Origin of the sequence: Arthrobacter sp. NPDC058288, from assembly GCF_042880995.1 — a bacterium.
In the GTDB taxonomy this organism is placed as follows: Bacteria; Actinomycetota; Actinomycetes; order Actinomycetales; family Micrococcaceae; genus Arthrobacter.
The window spans coordinates 368101-393134 of the sequence record NZ_JBHVYH010000002.1 but is presented as its reverse complement, the minus strand read 5'-3'; the positions used below and the strand labels follow the sequence as shown (position 1 = coordinate 393134).

The 25034-nt window shown below is 67.1% G+C and carries 23 protein-coding genes; 8 read left to right on the top strand and 15 right to left on the bottom strand.

All coding sequences use genetic code 11. The features are described from left to right. Positions 1-46: 46 nt before the first annotated feature. The 13 genes from ACFVWT_RS10610 to ACFVWT_RS10550 all read right to left on the bottom strand — a co-directional run bounded on the left by ACFVWT_RS10610 (position 47) and on the right by ACFVWT_RS10550 (position 12187). On the bottom strand, positions 47-976 hold the full coding sequence (locus tag ACFVWT_RS10610) for a 4-phosphopantoate--beta-alanine ligase (RefSeq protein WP_390247769.1): 930 nt from the start codon (positions 974-976) through the stop codon (positions 47-49). A 1-nt stretch (position 977) separates the two neighbouring features. Further along, a complete protein-coding gene (locus ACFVWT_RS10605; protein WP_390247768.1) occupies positions 978-1928 on the bottom strand; it encodes a Rossmann-like and DUF2520 domain-containing protein in 951 nt (316 codons plus the stop codon). Then, entirely contained in the window at positions 1921-3543 is a 1623-nt protein-coding gene (locus ACFVWT_RS10600; protein ID WP_390247767.1) for a PH domain-containing protein, read from the bottom strand. The genes ACFVWT_RS10605 and ACFVWT_RS10600 overlap by 8 nt, the downstream gene beginning before the upstream one ends. After that, on the bottom strand, positions 3540-4052 hold the full coding sequence (locus ACFVWT_RS10595; protein WP_390247766.1) for a PH domain-containing protein: 513 nt from the start codon (positions 4050-4052) through the stop codon (positions 3540-3542). Before ACFVWT_RS10595 ends, ACFVWT_RS10600 begins: the two co-directional genes overlap by 4 nt. Then, positions 4033-4560, bottom strand: coding sequence for a DUF3180 domain-containing protein (locus tag ACFVWT_RS10590; RefSeq protein WP_390247765.1), 528 nt, complete (start codon positions 4558-4560; stop codon positions 4033-4035). Before ACFVWT_RS10590 ends, ACFVWT_RS10595 begins: the two co-directional genes overlap by 20 nt. 3 nt (positions 4561-4563) lie before the next feature. Next, complete coding sequence (folK, locus tag ACFVWT_RS10585; RefSeq protein ID WP_390247764.1) at positions 4564-5118, bottom strand: 2-amino-4-hydroxy-6-hydroxymethyldihydropteridine diphosphokinase; 555 nt, start codon at positions 5116-5118, stop codon at positions 4564-4566. Then, positions 5115-5474, bottom strand: a complete 360-nt coding sequence (gene folB / locus ACFVWT_RS10580; RefSeq protein ID WP_043476775.1) for a dihydroneopterin aldolase — start codon at positions 5472-5474, stop codon at positions 5115-5117. Before folB ends, folK begins: the two co-directional genes overlap by 4 nt. A 9-nt stretch (positions 5475-5483) precedes the next feature. Continuing rightward, on the bottom strand, positions 5484-6419 hold the full coding sequence (folP, locus tag ACFVWT_RS10575; protein ID WP_390247763.1) for a dihydropteroate synthase: 936 nt from the start codon (positions 6417-6419) through the stop codon (positions 5484-5486). A 10-nt stretch (positions 6420-6429) separates the two neighbouring features. Further along, positions 6430-7074 (bottom strand): GTP cyclohydrolase I FolE, encoded by a 645-nt coding sequence (gene folE / locus ACFVWT_RS10570; RefSeq protein WP_390247762.1) that lies wholly within the window; start codon positions 7072-7074, stop codon positions 6430-6432. A gap of 9 nt (positions 7075-7083) precedes the next feature. Then, positions 7084-9153, bottom strand: coding sequence for an ATP-dependent zinc metalloprotease FtsH (gene ftsH / locus ACFVWT_RS10565; RefSeq protein ID WP_390247761.1), 2070 nt, complete (start codon positions 9151-9153; stop codon positions 7084-7086). Positions 9154-9356: 203 nt separating this feature from the next. Further along, positions 9357-9908 (bottom strand): hypoxanthine phosphoribosyltransferase, encoded by a 552-nt coding sequence (gene hpt / locus ACFVWT_RS10560; protein ID WP_011690021.1) that lies wholly within the window; start codon positions 9906-9908, stop codon positions 9357-9359. A gap of 29 nt (positions 9909-9937) precedes the next feature. Next, on the bottom strand, positions 9938-10999 hold the full coding sequence (gene tilS / locus ACFVWT_RS10555) for a tRNA lysidine(34) synthetase TilS (RefSeq protein ID WP_390247760.1): 1062 nt from the start codon (positions 10997-10999) through the stop codon (positions 9938-9940). Positions 11000-11068: 69 nt separating this feature from the next. Continuing rightward, positions 11069-12187 (bottom strand): zinc-dependent metalloprotease, encoded by a 1119-nt coding sequence (locus ACFVWT_RS10550; protein WP_390247759.1) that lies wholly within the window; start codon positions 12185-12187, stop codon positions 11069-11071. A gap of 200 nt (positions 12188-12387) precedes the next feature. On the opposite strand from ACFVWT_RS10550, the gene ACFVWT_RS10545 reads away from it, so the two are divergent. Further along, positions 12388-12597 (top strand): hypothetical protein, encoded by a 210-nt coding sequence (locus ACFVWT_RS10545; RefSeq protein ID WP_390247758.1) that lies wholly within the window; start codon positions 12388-12390, stop codon positions 12595-12597. Between the two features lie 21 nt (positions 12598-12618). Here ACFVWT_RS10545 and dacB read toward each other — a convergent pair whose 3' ends face one another. Next, positions 12619-14091 (bottom strand): D-alanyl-D-alanine carboxypeptidase/D-alanyl-D-alanine-endopeptidase, encoded by a 1473-nt coding sequence (gene dacB / locus ACFVWT_RS10540; RefSeq protein WP_390247757.1) that lies wholly within the window; start codon positions 14089-14091, stop codon positions 12619-12621. 151 nt (positions 14092-14242) lie between these two features. On the opposite strand from dacB, the gene ACFVWT_RS10535 reads away from it, so the two are divergent. The 3 genes from ACFVWT_RS10535 to ACFVWT_RS10525 all read left to right on the top strand — a co-directional run bounded on the left by ACFVWT_RS10535 (position 14243) and on the right by ACFVWT_RS10525 (position 16992). Next, positions 14243-14731, top strand: coding sequence for an inorganic diphosphatase (locus tag ACFVWT_RS10535; RefSeq protein ID WP_390247756.1), 489 nt, complete (start codon positions 14243-14245; stop codon positions 14729-14731). A gap of 164 nt (positions 14732-14895) precedes the next feature. After that, entirely contained in the window at positions 14896-16236 is a 1341-nt protein-coding gene (locus ACFVWT_RS10530; protein ID WP_390247755.1) for a carboxylesterase family protein, read from the top strand. A 3-nt stretch (positions 16237-16239) separates the two neighbouring features. Continuing rightward, on the top strand, positions 16240-16992 hold the full coding sequence (locus tag ACFVWT_RS10525; protein ID WP_390247754.1) for a DUF429 domain-containing protein: 753 nt from the start codon (positions 16240-16242) through the stop codon (positions 16990-16992). A gap of 5 nt (positions 16993-16997) precedes the next feature. Here the strand turns inward: ACFVWT_RS10525 and ACFVWT_RS10520 are convergent, their stop codons facing one another. Beyond that, positions 16998-19436 carry a phosphoketolase gene (locus tag ACFVWT_RS10520; RefSeq protein WP_390247753.1) on the bottom strand — a complete coding sequence of 813 codons (2439 nt, stop codon included), beginning with the start codon at positions 19434-19436 and terminating at the stop codon, positions 16998-17000. A gap of 181 nt (positions 19437-19617) precedes the next feature. On the opposite strand from ACFVWT_RS10520, the gene ACFVWT_RS10515 reads away from it, so the two are divergent. From ACFVWT_RS10515 to ACFVWT_RS10500, 4 genes are all read left to right on the top strand, one after another. Further along, the gene (locus tag ACFVWT_RS10515; RefSeq protein WP_390247847.1) at positions 19618-20088 is read left to right on the top strand and encodes an RDD family protein; all 471 of its coding nucleotides are present in this window, start codon (positions 19618-19620) and stop codon (positions 20086-20088) included. A 7-nt stretch (positions 20089-20095) separates the two neighbouring features. Further along, positions 20096-20659: a hypothetical protein gene (locus ACFVWT_RS10510; protein WP_390247752.1), complete on the top strand. Its 564-nt coding sequence runs from the start codon at positions 20096-20098 to the stop codon at positions 20657-20659. A 6-nt stretch (positions 20660-20665) separates the two neighbouring features. After that, positions 20666-21265, top strand: coding sequence for a hypothetical protein (locus ACFVWT_RS10505; RefSeq protein ID WP_390247751.1), 600 nt, complete (start codon positions 20666-20668; stop codon positions 21263-21265). 237 nt (positions 21266-21502) lie between these two features. Continuing rightward, on the top strand, positions 21503-25015 hold the full coding sequence (locus tag ACFVWT_RS10500; protein ID WP_390247750.1) for a discoidin domain-containing protein: 3513 nt from the start codon (positions 21503-21505) through the stop codon (positions 25013-25015). The last annotated feature ends 19 nt before the right edge of the window (positions 25016-25034 follow it).

The following is a 25034-nucleotide window of genomic DNA, read 5'->3' as shown; positions in this document are numbered from 1 at the left end:
TTCCAACAGTCTATCCCCCGGGGTAATTCCCGTCACTGGAAAAACCTCAGGAACTGAGCGGCACGTTGTCAATCAGCCGGACGGGCCCCACCTTCGCCGCGATGATGGCCAGCCCTTCGCCGCGGAACGGCGTTTCCTTGCAGTTCTCGGCCAGGGGCTCAAGAGTCTCCGGGTCCACCACGTCGAAGTAGTCCAGTCCAACCAGCGGCTGGGATTCCACCAGGGCCTGGGCGGATTCCAGGTCCAGCGGCTCGTGGGCGTTGGCGCGCTCCTCGAGGAGCCTCAGCGCCCGGGACAGAACCAGCGCGGCCTCGCGTTCCTCCCCGGACAGGAACCTGTTGCGGCTGCTCAACGCCAGCCCGTCGGCGGAACGGACCGTGGGAACCGCCACGATCTCCACGGGGAAGTTCAGGTCCGCCACCATGCGCCGCACCAGGGTCAACTGCTGGGCGTCCTTCTGGCCGAAGTAGGCCCGGTAGACCGGCAGGCCCGCACTGGCACCGCTCACGAAGGCGCCTCCGACGGGGAGCCCGGTCCCGGGGATGCCATAGTGCAGCAGCTTGGCCACCACCGTGAGGGCACCGTCGAAGTGGCCGGGGCGGGATGCGCCTTCCCATTTCCCGGCCAGCCGGCCTGCCGTCACCCGGACCAGCGGCTCGCCGCCCGGGTAGACCTCCTCCACGGAAGGTGCGAACACCAGGTCCACGCCCTCGGCGTCCAGGAGTTCCATGTCCGCCTCGAGGGTGCGGGGGTAGCGGTCCAGGTCCACGGCCTCGCCGAACTGCAGCGGGTTGACGAAGATGCTGGCCACCACAACGTCGTTTTGTTCAACGGCGGTGCGCGCCAGCCTGGCGTGGCCTTCGTGCAGAGCGCCCATGGTGGGAACGAGGCCCTGCGACGAGCCCTGCTTTTCCGTCAGCAGCCGCGCGCTTTCGGCCCGCAGCTGCGCCGCGGTGGTCACGAGTTTGATCGCCAAGTCAGTTTCCTCCAGGGGCCTGCGGCCCGTCATTGTCAAGACCGTCGTTGTCCGCACCGTCGTTGTCCGCACCGTCCAGGGCTTTCCGGATGGCGTCCAGCTGGTCCGGTTTTAGCAGTCCCCGGCTCCCGGCGCGGCGCGCGGTGGCCCGCGCCATGGCCAGGTAGGCCTCCAGAATATCGCCGCCGGCACCGGCGTCGTGTTCCCGCAAGGCCTCCGCGTGCGCGGCAACCGTGCCAACATCCCCCCGGGCCACCGGGCCGGTCAGTGCGGACTCGCCGGAGGCAAGCGCGTTCTCCAACGTTGCCCGCAGCAGTGGTCCCAGCATGCGTTCGGGCGATTCCACTCCCACTTCGCGCAGCAGCTGCGAGGCCTGGGCCACGAGGGTGACCAGGTGGTTCGACCCGTGCGCCAGGGCTGCGTGGTACTGGGTGCGGTCGCCCTCAGCAATCACCACGGGCTCGGCGCCCATCTCCACCACCAATGCCTGCGCAATGGGCAGCATCGCAGCGTCCGCCGTGACCCCGAAGGTGCAGTCCAGCAGCCGGGTGAGGTCCAGGCTCATGCCGGTGAAGGTCATGGCGGGGTGAAGCGCGAGCGGGACGGCGCCGGCTGCGCGGACCGGATGCAGGATGCCCACGCCGAAGCGGCCCGAGGTGTGGGCCACGAGCTGTCCGGGCTGCCAGGCTCCGAGCTTGGCGAGGCCTTCCACGAGCCCGCCGAGGGCGTCGTCGGGGACGGCCAGCAGCACCAGCTCGGAGCGTTCCACGATGTCCTGCACGTCGAGCACGGGCACGCCCGGCAGCAGGGTTTCGGCGCGTTCCCGGCTTGCGTCCGAAACCGCGGAAACCCCGACGACGGCGTGCTCGGCGGCGCGCAGTGCCGCACCGAGGACTGCGCCCACCTTGCCGGCTCCAATGATTCCGACGCCGAGGCGTCCTGGCTTAGCCATGTTGCGGGCCTTCCTGGTGGGTCTGCGGGTGATCTTCCGCCCCAACCACAGTAGCCGGGGCCACCTGCGCGAGCCATTGCTCGCTGGTCTGGCGTTTGCGGGCCTCCCGGGCACGCGCGGCCTGGGCATCGAACAGGCCGCGGGCCTCGTCCAGTCCGGCCTGGATGACCCGCGGCGACACCGGTCCCGCGGTGGTGTGAAGTACCAGGTCCGCCACCCGGAAGCGCCTCGCCAGCGGCCCCTGGTGCAGGGCCATCGACTGCGTGCGCTGGTGCGGGACCACCACCAGCTCGCGCCACAGCCGGCCGGAGCGGATCAGCAGCGCTGTGTCAGTGGCGGTGAAACCGTTGCGGCGCCAGCCCAGCGGTGCCAGCAGGCGCGCGCGTCGCGGGCTGGTGACGAACCCGCCGTCGGGCTCTTCGCCGGACGTCTCCCCGGACGGGGACGGACCGGCCGGGGGCGGACCGGCCGGAGCGATACCGGTCAGGCCGGCGGCGAAGATGCGGGCCGGGTCAGGCGTTCCCGGGTCGGGGAGCACCAGCGAGAGCATCCTCATGACGTCGGCAAGGACACCCACCGGGAGAAGCATGGTGCGCGACGCGCCTTCACCGTTGCTGCCAGGTCCGCCGTAGCCGGCAACGTTCACCTGCATCCGGTACCAGCCGAAGATCCGCCACAGCGGCGGCTGCGTCACCTTTACGGCCTGGATTCTGCCGGGCGGCAGGGTCTGCGCCTGGGTGTCCAGCAGCCCGTAGCGGAGCCGGATGCCGTCCGGCGAGATGGCGGCGGTGAAGTTGTAGCCCTTATTGAACGATCCCCAGTAGGCGGCGGCCATGCCCAGGACGGCCGGGATCAGGTAGAAGTAAATCTGGCGGCTTTCGGTAACGGCGGAAAGCACCACGGACGCCGCCGCGCCCAGGACCAGGAAGAAGCTCTGCTCGCTGAGCAGCAGCGAACCGACCAGGCGCGACGGCGGCACGGACAGGACGGCGTACTCCGGCGCCTCCGGCAGGGCTGCTTCGGGTTGCCCGGGGAGGGGCTCCAGTCCGGCCGCCCGGGCCAGGATGGTGGCCCGCATCTGGCGGGCATCGTCAATCCGAAGGTAGGCGAGGCGCACGGCCGATTCGCCGGCGTCGGCCACTTCGAACTTCAGCTCGGCAAGGCCGAAGATCCTGGCCAGGAGGGGCTGCACGATGTCGATGGCCTGCACGCGGTCAAGCCGCGCCTGGCGCTGCTGCTTGAACAGGAAGCCCGTGTTCACCCGGACGTAGCCCCCGGCCACCTGGTACCGGGTGAAGTACCAGGTCGTGATGAACCCCAGTACGGCCAGCACCAGGACCAGCCCGCCGCCGGCAAGCAGGAACGGCACGCGTCCGGTGAACATGTCATCCATGAGGGGCCGGCCTTGCAGGAGGCGCTCAAAGGTGTCGCGGCCGAAAAAGAAACCGATGGCGGCAAGCGCCACCCAGCCGCGGATGAACGGGGAGGCGGGATGCACCCGCAGCCACTCGCCGTCGGGCTTTCCGGCGACCTGCCCGACAGGGTTGGGGGTTGGCCCCGGAGCGCCGGGGGTCGGACCGGTACTGCCGGGTGTCACGGCACTGTCAGGGGTCACAGCCCGGCCAGCCGTGCAGCGCCCCGTGCGGACAGCTGCTCGCGGAGCCGCGCCCCCTCGTCGGCCGGCAGGCCGGGAATCTCCGCATTGGTCCCGGCCGAAGCGGTGTGCAGCTTCAGCGTGCACAGGCCCAGGCCGCGTTCCACCGGACCCACTCCGATGTCCACATACTGCATCCGGCCGTAGGGAACCACCAGGGTGCGCTGGAAAAAGATGCCGCTGCGGATCAGGAGGTCGTCGTCGCGCTCGGCGTAGCCGATGGCCCGGACCTGGCGGGGAATCAGCAGCAACCGCCAGACGGCCAGCAGCAATGTGACTGCCGGGACGGCGACGGCGAGCCAGAGCGGGACCCAGACCCACCAGCCCGCCAGCCTGAAAACGAGCGGAAGGGATAGCAGTGCCACGGCGATGAGGTTCCCGAAGGCCCATTCGACCAGGCGGACGGTCACGTATTTGGGCGAAACCCGGTGCCAGGAAATCCCCGGCGGATCAATCGCCTCGGTAGGCATATTCGCCTTCCCCTTTGGGCTTGCGGGCGCCCCGTCCCGGTGCTCCCGTGGCACCGTCGGCGTCGCCATCTTCGGGCGGGATCCGGCAGAAGCGTTCCACCACAAGACCCACGATGATCATGGCCAGTCCCCCGCCGGCCATGGAAAGGGCCAGCCAGGTGATTCCCTGGTCGCTGCGCAGGTTCCACAGCCTGAGCAGGTCCAGGAAGATTCCGGCGTGCCAGCCCAGCAGCACTGTTCCCGTGTACGCACAGGCCTGGGCGAGGACCAGGGTCCAGGCGGCCAGGATGGGGTTCAGCATTTTCTTTTTCTTGCCGTTCCGCCAGCGCAGGACGCGGATCCCCAGCACCAGCGTGAGGGCTACGATCACTCCCATGGTCACCAGCCCGGTCTGGGGCAGCACCGGGGTGGCGAGTCCGTAGCGGGTGGTCATGACTGTCGCGAACCAGCCGGCGATGGCCAGGATCAGCCCGACGACGATCAGCAGGAACGGATTGACGGGTTTCACGGCCTACTCCACTGCTCCTGCTGTGGGAAGGCCGTCGAAGTCGCCGAAGCCGTCGAAGGGGGCGAGGTCCGGGAAGTCGGCGGCCCTGGCGGCCAGTTCGCCCACCCGGACGCCGTTGAGCTCCGCCGCGGGGTCGATGAGGGACCACGGGTAGAGCACAAACGCCCGCTCGGCGGCGCGGGGATGCGGCAGTGTCAGTGCCGGATCCGAACTCACGACGTCCCCGTAGGCGATGATGTCCACGTCCAGGGTCCGCGGACCCCACCTGACTTCGCGCACGCGGTGGTGCTTGTTTTCCACAGCCTGGCAATGGCGCAGCAGCTCCGACGGCGGCAGCGAGGTTTCCACAGTGATCACCATATTGAGGAAGTCGGGCTGGCCCTCAGGTCCGCCCACGGCCTTGGTCTGGACCACCGGGGAAACCGCGGTCAGCCGCACTTCAGGCCGGTCCACCAGGTCGGCGACGGCGCTGGAGAGGGTGTCGTTCCGCTCCCCCAGGTTGCTGCCGAGGGCCAGCACCGCGCGGACGTAAGGGTTGTTTGAATACGGCGGGTTCATGACCGCCGCCGATGCACGCTGACGGAGACGTCGCCGAACTCCACCTCAATGGGGGCCTTGGGCTTGTGCACCGTGATGTCCACGGCGGCCAGCGGGAATTCCTGCAGGAGGTCTTCCGCGATGCGGACGGCCAGGGCCTCGATCAGGTTGAGCGGGTCACCGGTGATCCAGTGCTTGATGCGCTCGGCCACCTCGCCGTAGTGGGCGGTGTCCAGGACGTCGTCCGAGGCGGCGGCCTTGGTGAAATCCAGATGCAGCACGGCATCAACGATGAACGGCTGGCCGTTGCGGCGTTCAAAATCGAACACCCCGTGATGGCCGACGGCGGTAACACCGCTCAGCGTGATTGTGTCCATTGTGGCTGCCTAGTTGGTGGGACTGGAGTGGCCGTGAGGTCCGGCGGACATGCGTGCGGCAACCTTGACGGCGTCAAGGCTGGGTCCGACGTCGTGCACGCGCACGGCCCATGCGCCGCGGGCGGCGCTGATGGCGGTGATGGCGGCAGTGGCGTGGTCCCGTTCGCCGGGAGCGGCAGCCTTGCCCGCAACGGTCAGCAAGGTGCCGAGGAAGCGCTTGCGGGAGGCACCCACCAGGATTTTGTGGCCCAGCGCTTCCAGCGGACCCAGGTTCCGCAGGAGCTCCCAGTTCTGTGCATCGTTCTTGGAAAAGCCCAGGCCGGGGTCCACGATGATCTGTTCCGGAGCGACTCCGGCTGCGTACAGTTTGTCCCGCACGCCCACAAGTTCAGCAGCGACTTCCTCTGCCACGTTGCCGTAGTCCGTGAGCGAGTTCATGGTCTTGGCATCGCCGCGGCGGTGGGTCAGGACGTACGGGGCGCCGGTGCGGGCGGCCAGTTCGGCCATTTCCGGCTCCATCGTCAGTCCGGAAACGTCGTTGATGATGGTCGCGCCGGCCATGAGGGCAGCGGCGGCCGTTGAAGCGTGGGTGGTATCAATGCTGACCAGGGCGCCGGCCTTGACCATGGCCTCGATCACCGGGAGGACACGGCGCTGTTCTTCTTCCGGGCTGACTTCCTCCGCGCCGGGGCGGGTGGACTCGCCCCCGACGTCGATGATGTCGGCACCCGCGTAGAACATCCGGAGGCCAGCCGCGATGGCGGTGTCCGGCGTCGGGTGCGTACCGCCGTCGCTGAAGGAATCCGGGGTGACGTTAAGGATGCCCATCACCAGCGTGCGGTCCGTGGGGAGATCTTCAAACTTGGCTGCCGGCCGCGGTTTACGCAGGATGGGCAAGGGGCTTGTTGCGGGTCCGGTTCCAGGGGCTGCAGCTAGGGAGTCCATAGTCTGTCTATTACCTTCCGAGTATGAGGCTCATGGCCTCGGCGCGGGTGGCCGGGTCATGCAGTTGACCGCGCACGGCGCTGGTGACGGTCTTGGCACCGGGTTTGCGGATGCCGCGCATGGACATGCACAGGTGTTCGCATTCCACCACCACAATCGCTCCGCGCGGCTTCAGGTGAGTTACGAGTGCTTCGACGATCTGGGTGGTGAGCCGTTCCTGCACCTGGGGACGTTTGGCGAACATGTCCACCAGCCTGGCGAGCTTGCTCAGCCCGGTGACCTTGCCGTCATGGGACGGAATGTAGCCAACGTGGGCCACACCGTGGAACGGCACCAGGTGGTGCTCGCAGGTGGAGTAGAACGGAATGTCCTTGACCAGGACCAGTTCCTCGTGGTCCAGGTCAAAGGTCGTGGCCAGGATTTCCGCGGGGTCGTGGTGCAGGCCGGCGAACACCTCGGCGTAGGCTTTGGCCACCCTTTTCGGGGTGTCCAGCAGGCCGCCCCGGTCCGGGTCTTCGCCGATGGCCAGCAGGATTTCCCTGACCGCGGCCTCGATCCGCGGGCGGTCAACCTTGGTATGTCCGGCATGCTGCGCGTGGCCTTCGGTTGAGGGACCGGGGCCGGCGGAAACGTCGTCGTCGTCGAAATGATTCACAGCAGAAGCTTAGCCGTGCTGCGGTCCGTCGGTGCTGACGTCCGTAACACCGCCGCCGAAGGTCTCCTGCCCTGCCACTCCCTGCGGGTGCGGCGGCCGGGCATCCAGCGGCTCCTCGAGGCGGGCTTCCTTGGCTTCTTCCTGCGCTTCGCGTTCGGCCCGCTCGTGCCGGGACTCCACGGGTCCGGCGGTCTGTACCGGGCGGGTTTCCTTGGAGAGCCACACTTCACGGAAGTCACGCTTGCGGATGTCGCGGAAGACGTACGCAATTTCGGCCTGGTTGAGGGTTTCCCGTTCGAGGAGTTCCAGGGCCAGGGAGTCGAGGATGTCGCGGTTCTCGGTGAGGATCGCGTAGGCCTCGTCGTGGGCCTGGTCGATCAGGCGGCGTACTTCCTCGTCCACGATGTAGGCGATCTGGTCCGAGTAGTTGCGCTCGTGGCCGGCGTCGCGGCCCAGGAACGGCTCGCCGCCGCCCTGGCCGAGGCGTACCGCCCCGACCCGTTCGCTCATGCCGAACTCCGTGACCATCTTGCGGGCCGTCGACGTGGCTTTCTCGATGTCGTTGGAGGCACCGGTGGACGGATCGTGGAAAACGATCTCCTCGGCCACCCGGCCGCCCATGGCATACGCCATCTGGTCCAGCAGTTCGTTGCGGGTGACGGAGTACTTGTCGTTCTCCGGAACCACCATGGTGTAGCCCAGGGCGCGGCCGCGGGGCAGGATGGTGATCTTGGTGACCGGGGCCGAATTCCGCAGTGCGGCCGCCACCAGGGCGTGTCCGCCTTCGTGGTAGGCCGTGATCTTGCGCTCGTGCTCCTTCATGACGCGGCTGCGCTTCTGCGGCCCGGCCATGACACGGTCGATGGCCTCGTCCAGGGCGCGGTCGTCAATCAGGTTCGCGTTGGAGCGGGCCGTCAGCAGGGCGGCTTCGTTGAGGACGTTGGCGAGGTCGGCACCGGTGTACCCGGGCGTCTTCTTGGCTACGGCCTTGAGGTCGACGCCGGGAGCCATCGGCTTGCCCTTCGCGTGGACCTGCAGGATCTGGTCGCGGCCCACGAGGTCCGGGGCTTCAACGGTGATCTGGCGGTCGAAGCGGCCCGGGCGCAGCAGGGCGGGGTCCAGCACGTCGGGGCGGTTCGTGGCGGCGATCAGGATGACGTTGGTCTTGACGTCGAAGCCGTCCATTTCAACCAGAAGCTGGTTGAGGGTCTGCTCGCGTTCGTCGTTGCCGCCGCCGATGCCCGCACCGCGGTGGCGGCCGACGGCGTCGATCTCGTCGACGAAGATGATGGCGGGCGAGCTGGCCTTGGCCTGCTCGAAGAGGTCGCGGACACGGGACGCACCCACGCCTACGAACATTTCAACGAAGTCGGAACCCGAGATTGAGAAGAACGGCACTCCCGCTTCACCGGCCACGGCGCGGGCCAGCAGGGTCTTACCGGTTCCCGGAGGGCCGTAGAGCAGCACGCCCTTGGGGATCTTGGCTCCCACAGCCTGGAATTTGGCCGGTTCCTGGAGGAATTCCTTGATTTCCTGGAGTTCCTCCACGGCCTCATCAGCGCCTGCGACGTCGCTGAACGTCACCTGGGGCATGTCCTTGTTGACCAGCTTGGCCTTGGACTTGCCGAACTGCATGATCTTGGACCCGCCGCCCTGCATTCGGGAGAGCAGGAACCAGAAGAGGACGCCCAGCAGCAGCACGGGAATCAGGAGGGAGAACAGCCCGGAGAACCAGTTGTTTTCGATGGGCTGATCGGTGTAACCGCTGGAGGGGTTGGCGTCGGTGACGGCCTTGACCACGTCCGCGGCGCGGGCATTGACGAAGAAGAACTGGACGTTCTTGCCCTTGTCCTGACCGTCAATGACCAGGTTGTCCTTGAGCACAAGGTCCACGCGGTTCTCCGCGTCAAAGATCTTGGCCTGCTCCACCTTGCCCTTGTCCGCAAGGAGCTCGAGGCCCGGCTTGGTGTCGATCCGCGTTGCGCCTCCGGGGGCGAGCGTGGCAAAGGCCAGCAGGAGCATTCCGACCACAACAACGATCCAGATGCCCGGGCCCTTGAAGAAACTCTTAGCTTTCATCTGATCGGGGGCTGGCCCCGTCCCTCCTGGTAGTGCTGCACGGCGACTGGTCTGCGCGCGTGTGGTGCTGCGTCAGCTTCTAGCTATACACCGTTCGGAGTGAATCACGCACGGTGCAGGGCAAAAGTTCCCTCTAGGCGTAGCGGTACAGGGCCGCGGCCCGCTGGGGGTCCGGCCGGCCGGGAGGGATCCCGGGGAAGCGCCTATTCGTAGACGTGCGGGGCGAGCGTGCCCACGAAGTCCAGGTTGCGGTACTTCTCGGCGTAGTCCAGGCCATAGCCCACTACGAATTCATTCGGGATGTCATAGCCGACGTATTTGACATCAATCTGCACCTTGGCGGCCGTGGGCTTGCGGAAGGCGGTGCAGATCTCCACGGACGCCGTGCCCCGGGATTCCAGGTTGGTCTTGAGCCAGGACAGCGTCAGGCCCGAATCGATGATGTCCTCAACGATCAGGACATCCTTGCCCATGAGGTCCGTGTCGAGGTCCTTGAGGATGCGCACAACACCTGACGACTGGGTCCCCGAACCATAGGAGGAAACTGCCATCCAGTCCATCGAAACGTGGCTGTGAAGTGCCCGCGCCAGGTCTGCCATGACCATGACCGCGCCCTTCAATACGCCGACAATGAGGAGCTCCCGGCCCTCGTAGTCCTTGTCGATCTGTGCAGCGAGCTCGGTAATCCGCTGCTGGATCTGATCCTTGGTGTAGAGAACGTGCTTGAGGTCTGCCTGGACGTCGTTTGAATCCACCAATGGCTCCTGTGTAGATGCGGGTGCGACTATTTTTGGGGCGGCCTTTGAGGCCGGAATACTAGCTTCCCACAGCGGGCGGCCTCGCGGGGACCGCCGTTGGCGGCATCTCCGGCCCGGTCTGGAGGATCCTGCCCTTCGCCGGCGAGGATTTGCGCCAGCGACAACCGGTAGGCGCTCACTCCGCCGGGCAGTTCCACGGGGCCCGCGGAACCCTGCCGGCGCAGGAGTGCCTCCGCGGCCAGCAGCCGCTGATAGCTCGGCTGCTGGCCCCCGACGGCGGCGGCCGCCTTGGCGATCACCCGGAAGCGGATGGCGGGGGCCAACTCGCCCAGCGCAGTTTCGGGGAGGCGGATCTCGCCGCCGGACTGCTCCGCCAGTTGCTCATACGTGCTGTTCGCCACGTCGTCGAGGTAGTCGGCGTCCAACTGCAGGATGGAGGCCGTCCTGGCCAGGGACTCCGCGACGCCGGGACCGAGCTTTTCCTCCAGCATGGGCAGGACCTCCACCCGCGTCCGGGACCGGGCAAAGGACGGGTCGGCATTGCTGGGATCGTGCCATGGGTCCAGTCCTTCGACGGCGCAGATCTCCAGGGTGTCGGCACGGCGGAGGCCAAGGAACGGCCGGAGCAGGAGTCCGCGGACCGGCCGCATTCCCGCCAGCGACCGTGTGCCGGAGCCCCGCGCCAGCCCGAGCAGCACCTGTTCCGCCTGGTCGTCCAGGGTGTGGCCGAGGAGGATTGCGCCGGCACCGGCGTGGGCGGCGGCTTCCTCCAGGGCCGCGTGGCGGGCGTCCCGGGCCGCGGCTTCGGGACCGATCCCGGTGGACGCGACGTCAACCCGCCGCACTTCCACAGGGGAAAGCCCCAGGTCCCGAAGGACCTCGGCGGTTTGGGCGGCGACGCCGGCGGAACCGGGCTGCAGCTGATGGTCAACGACGACGGCGCCCACCGATACGGGGTGGCCGTCCACGTGGCCGCGGCGGCCGAAGTACGACGCGACGGCTGCGAGGGCCAGGGAGTCCGGGCCGCCGCTGCAGGCGACGAGCACCCGCGCCGGGTAGCCGGCGTCGGCCAGGGCGTTTTGCAGCATTTTCCGCGCCTTGCCGACGACGGGCGACAACCGGCCGGGCCGCCGTCGTCCGCTTGGTGCGTGGGACAACTAGAGCCCCATCCGCTCGAGCCAGAGCTTGGCGTCATGGATTTCCGGTTCCGTGGGCAGGTTCGCAGCGGATTCCCACACACGGTTGAAGCCTTCCATGCCCGCCACGTCCACTACGGCGCGGACGAATTTGGCACCGTCCGTGTACTGGCGCATCTTGGCGTCGAGGCCCAGCAGGCTGCGGATGAACTTCTCCACGACGCCGCGGTCTTTTCCCCGGGCGTTGAAGCGTTGCCGGATGGTCTTGACGGACGGGACGATGCTGGCGTCGACGGCGTCCATCACCACGTTGGCGTGGCCCTCCAGCAGGCTCATCACGGCGGTCAGGTGCGACAGGGACGCCTTTTCTTCCGGGTCCTGCAGCAGGTCCAGGATGGCGCCGCGTCCCGGGGCGGTTCCGGCGGCGGTGCGGTCCTTGAGTGACTTGGCGGCAGCGGACGCGCGCTCGAGGAGGGTATCGACGTTGCCCAGCAGATGCTCGCTGAGGTTGTCGATTTCGTTGAGCATGTGGTGGCGCAGCCAGGGTGCGGCCGCAAACTGCACCCGGTGCGTCTGTTCGTGCAGGCAGACCCACAGCCGGAAGTCCTCGGGCGCAACGTTGAGTTCGCGCTCCACCTGGACGATGTTCGGCGCGACCAGCAAAAGGCGTCCGGCGGCGGGGGCCGTTGAGTCTTCGGCGAGCGCCGCGAAGGGATCGTACTGGCCCAGGACCTTGCTGGAGAGGAAGGCGAGCACAGCGCCCAACTGGCTTCCCGTGATGGCTCCGCTGACAGACGCGGCACCGGGGCTCATGGTTCCGCGGCGCCCCTCCAGCATCTTTTCCATGGCCGGCTTCAGCATCACGGCAAAGCTCTGGGTGTTGGCCTTGGCCCAGGAAGCGCGGTCCACCACCAGCACGGAGGAATCGCGGAGGTCCCGCGCGGCTTCCAGCCCGGTGATGTCATGGACATGCGGCACGGAGATGTCCGCCATCAGGCGCAGGTTCTCCACGGCGGTCCCGATTTCGGCGGACCCCAGCGAGGGTCCCGCCGGAGCCAGCCGCGCCGCTGTTGACGCCGCGAGCTCCCAGTTGATCAGCGCCTGGGCCTGTACTGATGAATCGCCTGCAGTTGACTCCATAGCGTCCATCAGATCACAGCACTCCGCGGTTGCGCCTTAAGTTCGCTGACCGGCGAACCGGACGAGTAGGCGTTGCGGAGGGGCCGGTGGGGTTGCGGGCGGGGCCGCAACGCACAGGCAGGGCACAGGACCGGAACAGATGAACACAAATATTCCGGACCAGAGTAGGCATAGGAGACCAACACACCGAGGAGAGTCCGATGATTACCTACCGCCCGATCCCGCCGTTGAGCCTGGGCCAGAGCAACAACTGGAGGTCCGTCCTGTCCGCCGTCGTCATGGCGGCACTGCTGGGGACCGCCGCGTTTGGCACTGCCGCGGAAGCATCCGCCGGGGCAGGTACCCGGTTGAGTTCCGCAGCCGATGCCGGCGACGCCGCAGCTGCCCGCTCGGGCGATACCGCCGGTTAGCGGGAACGTTGCAGCCGCCGGTCAGCGGCAACCGCAGGAGGCCAGTGCCGACGCCGTGCGGTCCAGCGCCGTCCTGTTCCCCGCAGCTCCGGGGTCCAGCCCGTTCCCTATAAAGGAGAACACCAGGAGGCGTCCGTCGGCGTCCACAACATAGCCGCTGAGGGCAATCACGGAGTTCAGCGTTCCGGTCTTTGCCCGCACGAGCCCCGCACCGCGCTCCGTGGACGCGTCGGTGTACCGGTTGCCCAGCGTTCCGGTGAGCCCTGCCACCGGAAACCCGCCAATGGCAGCCCGCAGGCCGGGTTCGGTTCCGGAGGTGATGGCCCTGACGATCTCCGCCAACTGGCTGGCCGATACCTGGTTCCCCAGTGACAGGCCGGAGACGTCTGCCACGCGGAGACCGTCCGCGGGGATTCCCAGGTCCTGCACCTGCTTGTACACAGTGGCCGTGGCGCCGTCATTGCTGCCGGGTTGCCCGCTGGCCACGGCCGCCAGGCGGCCCAGCACCTCGGCCAGGTAGTTGTCCGAGGTTTGCAGCATCAGGTCCACCTGCTGGCGGAGTGTGGCCGACTGGACTTCCGCCAGCACCGTGCCGCTTGCCGGGGCCTTGGCGCGCTCGACGCCGGGCGTGACGGACAGCCCGGCTGCGGCAGCTGCCGCTGTGAGCTGGGCGGAGAACGCCTCCGCTGCTGCCATGGCTGCGTCCTGAGGGCGGGGTCCGGTGGTGACGGCGGGGTCGTACCTGGCCGAGTTGAGGGCAAGGGGGAACAGGGGCGCGGTCTCGCCGGCGGCCACATCGTCCAGGCTCCATGTCGGGTTCAGTGCCGGGCCGGTAAACAAGGAGTCATCCAGCCGGACTTGCACCGGACCCGTGACGCCGTTTTCCTGGAGCGACTTGACGGTCAGCCTGGCCAGCGTGGCCAGTCCGGCGTGGCCCATCACAGCGTCCTGGGAGGACTCCCCCGCACCAAGCAGGACGTCGCCGCCGCCGGTCAGGACCACCGATCCGGGTTCAGCGCCGGAAACCACTTTGGTGCTGAAGCGCTGGTCAGGTCCGATGGCGCGGAGGGCGGCAGCGGCCGTCAGGAGCTTCATGTTGGAGGCGGGCACCCTGCCCTCGGAGCCGCCCCGGTCAAACAGCACCTGGCCGGTGGCGGCGTCCTGCACCACGCCGGTAAATGACCCGCCGCCGTCGGCCTTCAGGGTGGCGTTGAGCTGCGCGGCGAGCGTGTCCGGCCACGGAACCGGCGCCGAGTCCTTAAGGGGTGAGATGCCCTGCGGAAGGGAAAGGTCCCGCGGGACCTGCTGCCAGGCGGGGGCCGTGGAGTCAGTGCCTTCCGGGTTGGGCCGCTGGCCCGTCAGCGCGGGGGCTACGAGCATGGCCCCCGGAACGGCGAGCGCCACAATCAGGATGGTCAACAGCGCCAGCGGCAGTTGCCGCCTGATGATCTCAAGCCAGGGATGCCCGGCCGCGCGGCTCATCATGCGTTTCATGCTGCAGTTGGTCCTTTAGTCCTGAAATGTCCCCACTAGTTCATGAAACCTGGGCCTATCGCTATATCCTCAATAGTAGTCGGCGGCACCGACACTCCTTTTGCTGATGTTTATGTGTGCCGCGAACACCCCTGAAGTCGAGGAGCATTCCATGAAGCATGACGTGACCATCGAGATCCCCAAGGGATCGCGCGTCAAGTACGAAGTCGATCACGAGACCGGCCGCGTCCGCCTGGACCGCGTCCTGTTCACCTCCATGCAGTACCCCACCCACTACGGTTTCTTCGAGAACACCCTCGGCGAAGACGGCGACCCGCTGGATGCACTGGTGCTCCTGCAGGACTTCGATCTGCACCCGGGCGTCATCGTTGAGGCCCGCCCCATCGGCGTGTTCAACATGACGGACGACGGCGGCGGGGACGCCAAGGTGCTCTGCGTTCCTGTTGACGCCCGCTTTGACCACATCAAAGAGGTCAGCGACGTCAGCGAATTCCTGATCAAGGAAATCGAGCACTTTTTCACCCGCTACAAGGACCTGGAACCGGGCAAGTGGGTCAAGGCTGAAGGCTGGGGCGACTGCGCAGCTGCCGAAGCCGAGCTGGAAGCGTCCATCAAGCGCTACGTTCCGGCAGCGCACTAGTAATTCCACCGCCTCGCCAAGCGCGAACGGACACTTGAGGCCCTTTAATCTGCGGATTGCGGGGCCTCAAGTGTCCGTTCGCGCTGTGGGCGCACTCACGGGAACCCGGTGCCCGCCGTCGTCGTTTTCAGGGGTGTGCCAGGAATCCGTGAAATCGTTGCCTCATGACCGCCGCCCCTGCCTCTAGTCCTCCGTGCTTCAGTCCTCCCTGCGGGCCGGTGACCGGGTGGCGGGACGGCGATGTTGTGCGTGCCACCGGGATCCCCTACGCCACGGCGGCCCGATTCCAGCCGCCGGCAAGTGCGCCCGACTGGACCGAGGTCCGTGAAGCCACCTCGCTCTCGCCCGCGTGCCCGCAGGGTCCCGTACCGTTCCTGGATGACATCCTGGGAACCCGCTATGGCGAGCTTCCCGGCAGCGAGGACTGCCAGCGGCTCTCGATCACCATTCCGGCGGGCCTCGCCGACGGCGAGCGCGTCCCGGTCATGGTCTGGCTCCATGGCGGGTCCTACACCTCCGGCTCCGGGGACCTGGCCATCTTCGACCCCAAGGCCCTGGTTGCCGAGAACCGGGTCATCGTTGTGTCCGTGACGTATCGTCTGGGCCTTTTCGGATACCTGGCAACGGGTACGGGACGCCCCGCCAACCTTGGGCTGCTGGACCAGCTCGAGGCGTTCCGCTGGGTGCAGCGCAATATCGGCGCCTTCGGCGGCGATCCGGAACGTGTCACCGCGTTCGGCCAGTCAGCTGGAGGCGACGCCGTGGCCCACCTGATGGCGACGCCGGAAGCACCGTCGCTGTTCCAGCGCGCCATCATCCAGAGCGCACCCCTGGGCATCACTCGTGGCCGGGAAAAAATGAGCGCCGCGATGGGCGTCGCCGCGGAACATGTCACCGAAGACACCCCGGCGATGGACGTGGTGGCCATTGAAGGGCGTGTTTCGCAGGTGGCCCGGAAGTTCGGGCTGAAGGCGGCGATGCCCTTCGGCACGCAGTACGGACATGCACCCCTGCCGCCGGAACACGAGATTGAAGCCGCATGGAACGCGACCGCCCCTGGGATCGAGGTCCTGATCGGCCACACCGCCGACGAGGCGCGCATGTTCCTGCCCGGCAATCCCGTCGCCAGCCGCCTCGCCAGGGTTCCGGTCGTCGGGACCGCCGTCGTCAATGCCATCAGCCGGGCCGTAACCGAAGCCGTGTACGGCCGGTCCGCCAGGAAGTTCGCCCGGCGGCACGCCCGGGCGGGAGGGAAAGCGTACAGCTACGTGCTTACATGGGCCGCGCCCGGCAACTTCTTCCGGGCCGCCCACACTGTTGACCTGCCGCTGCTGTTCGGCAACGAGCAGACCTGGGCGGCCGCCGGCCTTGTCGCGGGCGCCTCCTGGGACGAGATCAACGCCCACGGCCGCGCCCTCCGCGCCGTCTGGGCCCGGTTCGCTTCCGGGGAGGGCCTCGGGAACCGCGGGGAGCTTCCCGGCGCACTCCGCTACCGCTCGGTATAACCCGTGAAGACACTGGGCGTGGACCTCGCCGCGGCCACCAGGAAGACTGCCGCGGCAGTCCTTGACTGGACGCATGGCGGTGCACAGTTGATCCACGTGTCCCTGGACGTCACTGACGAGGACATCGTGGAACTGTTCGGCGGCACTGACATGACGGGCATCGACTGCCCGGTGGGCTGGCCGGACGCGTTCCTGCCCTTCATTGCCGGGCACCTGAACTTCGACGCCCACCCGGTGCTGGACCACGACGGCATCGAGGGCCGACGGCTCCTGGCCTACCGGGACACGGACCGGTTCGTCACCGGCTCAACGGGGCTGATCCCGCTCAGCGTCTCCGCCGACCGGCTGGCCCACCCCGCCATGCGCTGCGCGGTCATCCAGGCCAAGATCGCCCGGGACCACGGGGCGCAGGCCAGGGACGGTTCGGGCAGGCTGGCGGAGGTCTATCCCGCAGCGTCGCTGAAACTTTGGGGAATCCACGCCCGCGGCTACAAAGGGCGCGGCACTCCGGAAGCAGAGCGGCTGGCCCTGATCCTGGACAGCCTGACCGCCGCGGCGCCCTGGCTGGACCTGGCCGGACACCGTGATGCCCTCGCGGCCTCGGACGACATGTTCGACGCCGTCATCGCCGCGCTTACCGCCCGCGCCGTGAGCCTCGGCCAGACCCTGATGCCGCCGGGCGGCAACGCCGCAGCGGCCCTCAGCGAAGGCTGGATCCACCTGCCGTCCGGCCCGCTGGCAGCCCTCGCCGGGTAACGGCATCACCCGCCGCCGAGCGTCCAGTCGCTGATCTCAGCCTGGTCTTCGCCGTGGCTGCGCGTGTGGTTGTGCGCCCGGATGCGGCTGTCCTGCAGCGACTGGCGCAGCAGCGAGTGCCGCTCCGCCAGGCCGGGTATCCGGTCGATCGCGTCGATGGCCAGTTGGAAGCGGTCGATCCCGTTGAGCATGGCCATGTCGAACGCCGTCGTGGTGGTGCCCTCCTCCTTGTATCCCCGGACGTGGAGGCCTTCCTGGTTGGTCCGCCGGTACGCCAGCCGGTGGATCAGGGACGGGTAGCCGTGATAGGCGAAGATGACGGGCTTATCCGCGGTGAAAATGCCGTCGAAATCGCGTGAACTCAGCCCGTGGGGGTGCTCGCTGGAATCCTGGAGGCGCATCAGGTCCACCACGTTGACCACCCGGATCTTCAGCCCCGGCGCCCCTTCCTTCAGCAGCTCCGCGGCGGCGACGGTCTCCACCGTGGGCACGTCTCCGGCGCAGGCCAGCACTACGTCCGGCTCTTCTCCCGGCACCTCGGATCCGGCGAATTCCCAGATTCCCAGTCCCCGCTGGCAGTGGTGGGCGGCATCGGCCGGTCCCAGCCAGGTGGGTGAGGGCTGCTTGCCGCTGACCACGATGTTGACGTAGTCCCGGGAAGCCAGGCAGTGCTCCATGACGGACAGCAGCGTGTTGGCGTCCGGTGGCAGGTAGACGCGGATGACCTCGGCCTTTTTGTTCACTGCGTGGTCTATGAAGCCCGGATCCTGGTGCGAGAAGCCGTTGTGGTCCTGCTGCCAGACGTGCGAGGACAACACGTAGTTCAGTGACGCGACCGGCTGGCGCCAAGCGAGCTCCCGGTGGACCTTGAGCCACTTGGCATGCTGGTTGAACATCGAGTCGACAATGTGGATAAAGGCCTCGTAGCAGCTGAACACTCCGTGCCGGCCGGTCAGCAGGTATCCTTCCAGCCAGCCCTGGCACAGGTGCTCGCTGAGCACCTCCATCACGCGGCCGGCGCGCGCAAGGTGCTCGTCGACGTCGTCTATCCGGTACTGCCACACTTTGTCCGTGACGTCGTAGACGTCCTGCAGGCGGTTGGACGCGGTCTCGTCGGGGCCGAAGAGCCGGAAAGTCTCCGGGTTTTGGGCAATAACGTCCCGCATCCAGCCGCCGAGGGTGATCATGGCGCTGACCCGCTCAACCCCCGGCCGGGGAACCTCGACGGCGTGCTTGCGGTAGTCCGGCAGCTTGAGGTCGCGCAGCAGGATGCCGCCGTTGGCATACGGCGTGGCACTCATTCGCAGCTCCCCCGCCGGAGCATTCGCGGCGATTTCGGGCCGGAGGCGGCCGTGTTGGTCAAAGAGCTCCTTGGGCCCGTAGGACTGGAGCCAAGCCTCCAGCTGGGCCAGGTGCTCCGGGTTGGTGCGGACCTCGGACAGCGGCACCTGGTGGCTCCGCCACGTGCCTTCGACCTGCTTGCCATCCACCGTCTTCGGGCCGGTCCAGCCCTTCGGTGAACGCAGCACAATCATGGGCCATTGGGCGGCGCCTGCATCGTCCGCTGCCGGAGCCTCGGCGTCGCGGCGCTCCGCCTGAATGGCGCGGATTTCGGCGAGGCAGGTGTCCAGGACAGCGGCGAAGTCACGGTGTGCCCCCTCGAAATCGTCCGGATCCTGCACGGTGACGAAGTGCGGTGTGTGGCCGTAGCCGCGGAGCAATTGCTCCAGCTGGGCTTCCGGCATCCGGGCCAGGACCGTGGGGTTGGCGATCTTGTAGCCGTTCAGGTGCAGGATGGGCAGCACCGCGCCGTCAGCCACGGGGTCCAGGAAGTTGTGCGAGTGCCAGCTGGCCGCCAGCGGCCCGGTTTCGGCCTCGCCGTCACCGATCACGACGGCGGTAATCAGCTTCGGATTGTCGAAGACGGACCCGTAGGCGTGTGCCAGCGAATACCCGAGTTCGCCGCCCTCGCTGATGGAACCCGGGGTTTCCGGTGCGGCGTGGCTGGGGATTCCGCCGGGGTAGGAGAACTGCCGGAAGAGCTCGGCAAGCCCCGGCTCGTCGTTGCCCACGTTGCTGTAGATCTCCGAGTAGGTGCCCTCCAGCCAGGCGTTGGCAACCACGGCCGGACCGCCGTGGCCCGGTCCGGCGATAAAGAGCATCTCCTGGCTGTCCCGCCGGATGACGCGGTTGAGGTGGGCGTAAACGAAGTTGAGGCCGGGGGTGGTCCCCCAGTGGCCCAGGAGCCGGGATTTTGTGTGCTCCGCCTGCAGCGGTTCACGGAGCAGCGGGTTGGAGCGGAGGTAGATCTGGCCCACGGACAGGTAGTTGGCCGCCCGCCACCAGCGGTCCACGAGCGCCAATTCGCTGCTGTCGCCTGCCAAAGTCCTGGCATCACGTGGTGTGGTGTCACTGACTGTGTCCCCACCGGGCGCGTTGGCCATGGCGGTCCTCCGTTTCCGTCATTGCCGCCGTCGGCAGCGTCCTCCCCCATCGCAACATCTTCACGGCACGGGCACAACCTACGGGCAGGGTGGGTTGTCCTACCCATCGCGATGCAATGCCTCACAGGGTAAGTTCATTCTGTTTTGGTTCGGCGTTGGAATAAGGGGAACCCACGTGGCGATGGTCCATGAAAGAAGCACCAGGCTGGGCAACGGTGTGTCCGTGATCAAGGCAAGCGCGTGGCAGCAGTTCGGGGCATGGGGCGTGGATTTCGGCCTCATCGCCGTTTTGGCGGCTGGTGCCTACGGGGCAATGGCCGGTTCCGACACAGGAACAACGGGCACGGCCGTGACGGCTGCCATCGCCGCCTGGCTGGTCACGCCATGGCCCTACGGGTTCTTCTGCCCCGGCGGCAGATCCCTGGGCGCCCTCGCGGCGGGCACACGCGTGGTGCGATTCTCCTCAGGCGAAAAACCAGGAATCTGGCGGTCCGGCTGGGTCATGTTTTCCCGCACGGTACTTTTTCCGGTTGTTGGCCTGTTCCTGCTACTCGCCGCCGCAGGGGGATCCAGCCCCACGATGAACGGCCCCCAGGCCCGCCACATCACGCTTGACCAGCGGCTCCCCACTGTTCCGGCCCCCGTCAACTAAGTCCGTCATGGCCACGACTGACGAAAAATTTGCCCGGAACACCGGACTGGTCGACCCCGCCACCGGACGCCCGGTCCGTCGGCACACCGTCTCCGGGGCGTCCTACGTGCCTAAGCCGGGCTGGCCTCACTTCTGGGGCCGGGCTCTGGATGCCCTCGTTGTGATGGCCGTTTCGGGAATCCTGATGGCAGTGCTGAACTCCTTGGTCCAGAATCTGGCACTCGGCTCAGTCTCACTGGCGTTGCTGTCCAGCGACGGGCTGTTCGTCGCAGCCCTTGCAGCCGTCTGGTTACTGGTGCTTTTTGCCTACGGCATGATCATGGGGACTACCGGCAGCCTGGGCGACGCGGCCGCCGGGATGCGTTCTGTCAGAATCGCGGACGGCACGACGTCGGGAGCCTGGCTGGGCGGCTGGCGCGCCGTCTGCTGGTCATTCGCACCCGCCTACATGCTGATGGCGTTCGCCTCCGCACTCGGAGGCGGCAGCGGGGACACCTTTGACGCGAAGTTCACTGCCGTGGACGTCCGCGCAGTGGTAGGCCCGGAAGGACGGCCACCGGGTATTCTGTGATCCACAATGTTCACGCTGACCATCAACCAAACGGACAGCCGGCGCGACGGCGACCGGGTGCCGCAGTTGCTCAAGGACCTGCGGCACATACCGGCGTGCCTTGACTTCGACCGGTCTGTTGAGGACGAGGTCCAGGGCATCGTTGAGTCCCCGCACCAGGCGGTGGAAGCTGCCCTGATCGCGCTTCGCTCCGGCACCTGGTTCGTGGGTATCGGCGTGGGGCCGGTTAACGAGCCGCTGCCCAACCGGATCAAGGACGCCACCGGGCACGGGTTGATCTACGCCCGCCGCGCCGTGGACCGCCTGCGGAACGGCAAGGACCGCGTCCCCGTTGCTGTTGACGGTCCGTTAGCCGATCTCGCCGCGGAAGCCGAGGCCGTCCTGAAGCTCCTTGGCCACATTGTGCATGACCGCAGTGCGGCGGAGTGGCGTGTCCTGGACCTGCTGACACCCGGAGTGCGGGGCCAGCAAAAGGCTGTCGCCCAAGAGCTTGGCATCACCACCCAGGCCGTCAGCAAGGCCGTGGCCAGGGCCCAGTGGAACGAGGAACATGCAGCCCGCCCGGCAGCGGCCCGGCTGCTCCAGCTGATCCTTGAGGTCCGCTGAGCTGGCGCTGTCCCGCAACTGGCGCCCTCCGCGCTACCGTGGCTGAACACCTCTGATCGAGCACGAACGAGCCTGTTCGTATGCCTTGAACCGCGCACACCTCGCCCATAGTCTCGCTTTGCCCGGCTTCCCGGATTCCTTAGCCCCGGCAATCCACACCACGGCCGGATCAGCATCGCACCCCTGAGACAACGAGGTACAACAATGACGTTTTCCGCCCGAAGAACACGCAGACCTGTGGCGGCTTTTGCCACCACAGTCATGGCAGTTGCCGCCCTGGCACTCCTGCCAGCCGCGCCACCGGCCGGAGCAGATGCCGCCGCTTCTGTCACCATCACCCCCAACCCTGCCAGCCGCGGCGAAGCCTTCGAAGGCTGGGGCACCAGCCTTGTCTGGTTCGCTAATGCGACGGCAGGCTATTCCCCCGAGCTCCGCGAGGAGCTCTACCAAAAAGTCTTCGGCGAGGACGGACTGAACCTCAATATCGCCCGCTACAACGTAGGGGGAGGCAACGCGTCCGACGTCGCGGACTACCTCAACGACGGCAGCGCAGTGGAAGGCTGGTGGAAGCCGCTTAAGGAGGCAGCTGACGGCAAAATATCCTCCCGACTGTACAACACCGACGGATCCGTGGATCCAGCCCAGGCAAACAAACTCGCGTTCCTCGAGCAGTGGAACCCGGACGATCCCGCTTCCTATAATCCTGATGCCGACCGGAACCAGCGCTGGTGGGTGGAGCGGCTGGCAACAGAGCGGCAAATCACCCACTGGGAAGCCTTCAGCAACTCCCCGCCGTGGTTTATGACCAAGAGCGGCTACGTCTCCGGCCAGGTCAACTCGAACAAGGGCGAAAACCTTTTGCCCCAAGCGGAAGCGAAGTTCGCCGCATACATGAAGCACGCCGTCGAGCTTCTCGAAAACGGCAGCGGCATCGATGTGAAGACCATCGACCCCTTCAACGAACCCAACTCGGGCTACTGGGGCACCGCGATCGATCCGGCCACCGGAAAGCCGCCCACCAGTTACACCCAGAAGCAGGAAGGCGCCCTGATCCATCCCGCGGCACAGGACCGCGTCACCAAGCTGCTCGCAGCGGAACTTGGCAAGGACGGCACCAGCACCGACGCAGTCATCTCCGCGATGGACGAGACGGACCCCTCCAAGTTCATGACCAACTGGAACGGCTACAGCCAGCAAGCCAAGGACGCCGTCGCGCAGCTCAACGTCCACACCTACGGCACCAGCGATCGCCGCCGGGTGCGTGACCTGGCAAAGTCCACAGTCAAGCCGCTGTGGATGAGCGAAGTGGGCGGCTTCTGGCCCGGCAATCCGGTGTTGGGCGACTCCACCAGCGGCTGGGACCGTTCCAACATCACCAATGGCCTGGGCATCGCCAGCCGCATGGTCAACGACCTGCGGGAACTCGAACCGGATGCCTGGGTGTTGTGGCAGCCAGTCGAAGACACGTACAAACAGGAGAAGGGCGACAAGGGCTGGGGCTCCATCTACGTGGATTTCGACTGCAATTACGAGGGCCGCGAAGGCTTCTCCAACCGCCGGCTCAACGACGGCAACACTCCCGAGGACGCCAAGTGCCGCGTCCTGACCAACCAGAAGTACAACACCACCCGGAATTTCACCCACTACATCCGCCCTGGCGACTTCCTCATCCAGAACGACAACGCCAAGACGGCCAGCGCACTGGACGCTGACGGCAACGGCGCCACGCTGGTGCACTTCAACGACACTCCGACGGCGGAAAAGGTCACCCTGGACCTTAGCCGCTTCGGAGCCATCGCGCCGGGAGCAACCGTCACTCCGGTGGTCACCACCAAGTCGCCCCTGGAGGACATCGAACGCAACGCGCTCGTGCAGGGCGCGCCGATCGCCGTCGACGCATCTGCCAAGTCCGCAACGCTGGAGGTGCCTGCAGCCTCCGTGGTGACGTTCGTCGTCGACGGCGTCAGCGGCGTTGCAGAGGACGCCGCACCGGTTCAGGACGGCCACAGCTATCACCTGACCGGTGAGGCCAGCGGCAAGTACTTGACCGCCCGGGCCGACGGATCGGCCTCCATCCAGGAATTGGGGACGACGACGGCGGAGGTCACCCCGCAGTTGTGGACCTTCCAGGCGGTGAACAGCAACGAGGACTACGCGAATGACCGACGCTGGGTGATCACCAACAAGGACGGCCGCGTACTGACCGGCAACGGCGGAGTGCTCAATGCAAGCCAGTCCGGCGCTGCTTCGCTGGCCGCGATGACACTCGATCAGGCCAAGGTGAGTCCGTCGTCCCAGTGGATCGTCACCACCGAGAACGGCAAGCAGTGGTCCCTGGTCAACGCTGCGGCAGCCATCGCCCTGCAGGTTTCCGGCAGCCAGACCGCCGCCGGAACGCCTGTTGCGCTGGGCTCTTCCACGGGCACCACGGCGACGGCAAGCGGCAACCCCCATCAGGCCTGGGGTTTCACTGACCTCGCGGACCTCAAACTCATCGGCACCAAACCAGTGGAGCTCAGCACGCCGATCGGCGTCGCGCCCCAGCTTCCGGCAACCGTGGCTCCGCTCTACTCAAAGGGCGAGGGCCGGCCCGTGCCGGTCCAGTGGGAATCCGTGGATCCTGCGGTCTGGAAGAAGCGCGGCACAGTCACCATCACCGGTTCAGGCACTGACGTCTACGGCGAGCCGTTCAACGACGCCAAGGTCACCGTAACGGTCGGCAAGTACACTGCCACGGACCCGGTCTCCGCCACGGTCGGCACCGGATCTCTGCCGGCCGACGTCCGGGCCGCCGCTCCGGCCACGGTCCCCGGACAGGTGGGCACGGCATCGGTTCGAAACGACCTCCCGGTCACGTGGGACTGGGCGACCCTTGACCCGACAGCGCTCCAGGCTGTGGGCACGGCAACCGTACACGGCAAGGCAGCCACGGGGAGCGACGGCGATAAACCGCTCGACGCCACCCTCACCGTCCTGGTGGTGGACCGCGTCCCGAGCAGCAACATCTGCAAGGACGATCCCACCACCTCTGTGACTGCCAGCTACACCGAGGGGTCCTACATTGCCAGGAACACGTGCGACGGCAACACCGCCACCCGCTGGTCCAACTGGGTCAGTGGAGGCCGGAGTGCTGACAGCCTGAGCTACGCCTTCAGCAGGGACTACACCGTGGATTCGGTAACTGTCAGCCTCGCCGAAAAGGCCGCCCAGAGCCTGACGGTGCAGTATCAGGACGCTGCCGGGGTCTGGCAGGACACCTCGGCGGGAACCATGACCGGCCTCAGCACGGCTGTCCCGGCGACGGTCCCCTTCAACCCGGTCACGACGCGCGGCATCCGGGTTGCCCTGGCAACAAGTGGTTCATACACGAAGGTGGCAGAGGTGGTCATCTCAGGCTCCCGCCTGGGTGAGGCGGGGCTCCCCGACCTAGGCCGGCTGCTGGTGGACCAGAAATCCGTAGCTGGCTTTTCACCTGCCATCGAAGGCTACAAGGTGCTGACGGCCTCTGCGGCTGCCCCCTCGGTCGCGGCCTATCCGCTGGATACGAACGCCAAGGTGTCGGTGGTGCAGGCGACTGCAGACACCCCGACGGCAGCCGTCACAGTGACCGCCCCGAACGGCACCACGCGGAGCTACACCGTGGCCTTCGTAACGGGTAAGGTCGCCTGCGCGAACGGCGGCTGGGCAACCAACGTCGAGCCGGGATTCCGCACCGAAGGAGAGTGCGTAAGCTACTTCACCTCCAGGTAGCACTCGACGGAAACGGGAG